3 protein-coding genes are annotated in these 2,483 nt (G+C 36.4%); all 3 read left to right on the forward strand.

Translation table 11 applies throughout. From position 1 onward, the window contains the following. Positions 1-270 precede the first annotated feature (270 nt). The 3 genes from G8761_RS26570 (at position 271) to G8761_RS26580 (ending at position 2,255) form a co-directional block, all read left to right on the forward strand. Entirely contained in the window at positions 271-888 is a 618-nt protein-coding gene (locus tag G8761_RS26570; protein WP_166030938.1) for an NUDIX hydrolase, read from the forward strand. Positions 889-1,043: 155 nt separating this feature from the next. Then, a complete protein-coding gene (locus G8761_RS26575) occupies positions 1,044-1,523 on the forward strand; it encodes a GNAT family N-acetyltransferase (protein ID WP_166030939.1) in 480 nt (159 codons plus the stop codon). Positions 1,524-2,051: 528 nt separating this feature from the next. Next, a complete protein-coding gene (locus G8761_RS26580) occupies positions 2,052-2,255 on the forward strand; it encodes a hypothetical protein (protein ID WP_166030940.1) in 204 nt (67 codons plus the stop codon). The last annotated feature ends 228 nt before the right edge of the window (positions 2,256-2,483 follow it).

Here is a 2,483-nt window from a genome sequence, read left to right on the forward strand (position 1 = left end):
TCAGAGGTAGGGATAAATGGAAACAAAACTACTAAGGATAGCAGAATTAGCAAAATCTCAATTTAAGAGATTAGCTATATTTTGTGAATGGTAACTAGGAGGAGCCGTGTGCATTAATAGTGCAAGCACGGTTCTGTGAGGGGGGGAGAGTACAATCTATGGCAAGGTAGAAAGGCTCCCTTCTACTCGACTAGTTGAGGATGAATCAGTTTAGTTTTTGATTAAATCAAGGTAAAATTAGGTAAAAATCAGTAGGTGGTGTGAAAAGGCTTGGAACCAAAATGGCTTGATTGGGCAAAACAACTGCAATCAATTGCACAGGCAGGATTAACTTATTCTAAAGATATTTATGACTTGGAAAGATTTGAGTTATTGAGAAATATGAGCGTTGAAATATTGTCACAATATACAGATATGGATAAGGCAGTTATAAGGGATTTGTTTGCCAATGAAACTGGTTATGCAACACCTAAAATTGATATTAGGGCTGTTGTATTTAGGGATAATAAAATATTAATGGTTAGAGAAAATACTGATGGTGATTGGTCGTTACCAGGCGGTTGGGGTGACATAGGTTTAACTCCAAGTGAAGTTGCAATCAAAGAGGTTAAAGAAGAATCTGGGTTTGACGTTAAAGCCATAAAATTGATTGCTGTAATGGACAAGAAATGTCATCCACATCCACCTTCCGCATATCACGTTTACAAAATGTTTATCCAATGTGAAATCATTGGTGGGCAACCAAAAGAAGGTATTGAAACCAGTGCTGTTCAGTTTTTTACTGAAAACGAATTACCATCGTTATCGATAGCCAGAAATACGGAATCACAAATTAAATTGGCTTTTAAACATTTACGTAATCCAGATGAACCTGTCTATTTTGATTGATTTTAAAGCTCCCGTTCTTCAACTATCGGAATCAAGAGTTGAAGTTCAAGCTGCCAATCTGGGCAGCTTTTCTTATTAAACAAACGGGGCAGGTTTGTTTAAGAAGGATTAACCTCCAAGATTATCGAATTGATATAGGGGAAGGGGTGTAGAATATGAAGTTATTAATTGAAAATATGAATGAAGAAATAGCAAAAGATATACTTAGCTGGGAATATGATAAACCATATGATTTCTACAATAGTGAATTAACTGATGAGGATATGAAGGAAAGACTTGATGGTTCATACTTTGCACTTGTTAATGATAATAAAGAATTATTTGGATTTTTTTGCACTGGAGAGAATGCTCAAGTTCCTGTTGGGAAAAACATTGGTGTTTATTCAGATGACTCAATTGATATGGGACTAGGTATGAACCCTAATTTTGTGGGTAAAGGTAACGGTTTTGAATTTTGCTCTTTTATTCTTCGTTATATTGAAAAAAGCTATAAAGGTACTCCAATTCGACTAACTGTGGCAAAGTTCAATCAAAGAGCTATCCATCTATATGAAAAGCTTGGTTTTGTTAAGAAAGACGAATTTAGCACCGATTTTGCAAAATTTATGACAATGGTTAAAAAAGACGAATTATAGGTAGTTTAACAGCATTTCTTCTTCAACTCCCATGAAAATAAAAACTGAAAAAGAGCATGAAAAAATAGACCCAGAAAAACCAGTTTTTAAAAAAAGGCTGAGCCTCTTGGAGGATCGTATATAGATTGACTGGTAAATCGACTTGTGAAACCCTTCTACTTAAAATGAAATCAGGTAAAGCTGGCGCAACCACCAGAAAAAGGATTAATCTCCCATGAGTGCTACCCCTAGAGGGCGCGACAGTCGGTGGTACACCGTGGTCGTTGGAGTCAGACTAACGGATGGGCTCAAAAGCACCATAGTTCAAAGACCTTCTTCGCCAGCATTATAACAGTATAGACTGCCAGGACCATTTTCATTCTCTGTGGTGCAGCGCTGATTTTGCGCTGCATGGATGGCTAACGGGTGCTTATGTTCAATAACGGGATGGTTGCGTCGATTCCGTTTTCTTCTTGTGCTAACGGGCAGGTTACTTCAAGAAGGATTTTCTAAATAGAGTATAGAAATGAAAAAACAGGGAGTGGTTGTATGAACTATGAATATAAAGAGAAAGAAAAGAAAAATGGTCTATATGTTTCAATTAGGGATAAAGGTGAGAATTCATTATTAGAAGTAGAAAGAAAAGGGAAGCAGGTAGAAATAGTAACATATGTACGTAACGAGAAAACAACCAAATTTACCATACCAGTGGAACTGTTTGAAAAAATGTCCAAAGGAATGATTCAAGATTAACACAATGTGCTATTGCATTAACTGGTACTGTAGTTGGAGGACAAGGCTTCATTTAGGCAGCTTTTTTCTTATTGAACTAAAGGGGCAGCATTCCTGTAATTAAGGAAAATGGAGTTTGAACAAAAAAACAACCTCTTGGTAGAATAAAAGTGTCCTGACGCTGGCCAGCAAAAAGGACAAATCTCTCAAAATACCAGGAGGCTTTAAAATGAATTATAACCAGAATAA

Source organism: Neobacillus terrae (assembly GCF_011393025.1).
GTDB lineage: Bacteria > Bacillota > Bacilli > Bacillales > Cytobacillaceae > Neobacillus_A > Neobacillus_A terrae.

Excerpts from the sequence above, each read along its gene's own strand:
- G8761_RS26575 (WP_166030939.1), top strand. The coding sequence starts at position 1,044 with ATGAAGTTATTAATTGAAAATATGAATGAAGAAATAGCAAAAGATATA.
- G8761_RS26580 (WP_166030940.1), top strand. The coding sequence starts at position 2,052 with ATGAACTATGAATATAAAGAGAAAGAAAAGAAAAATGGTCTATATGTT.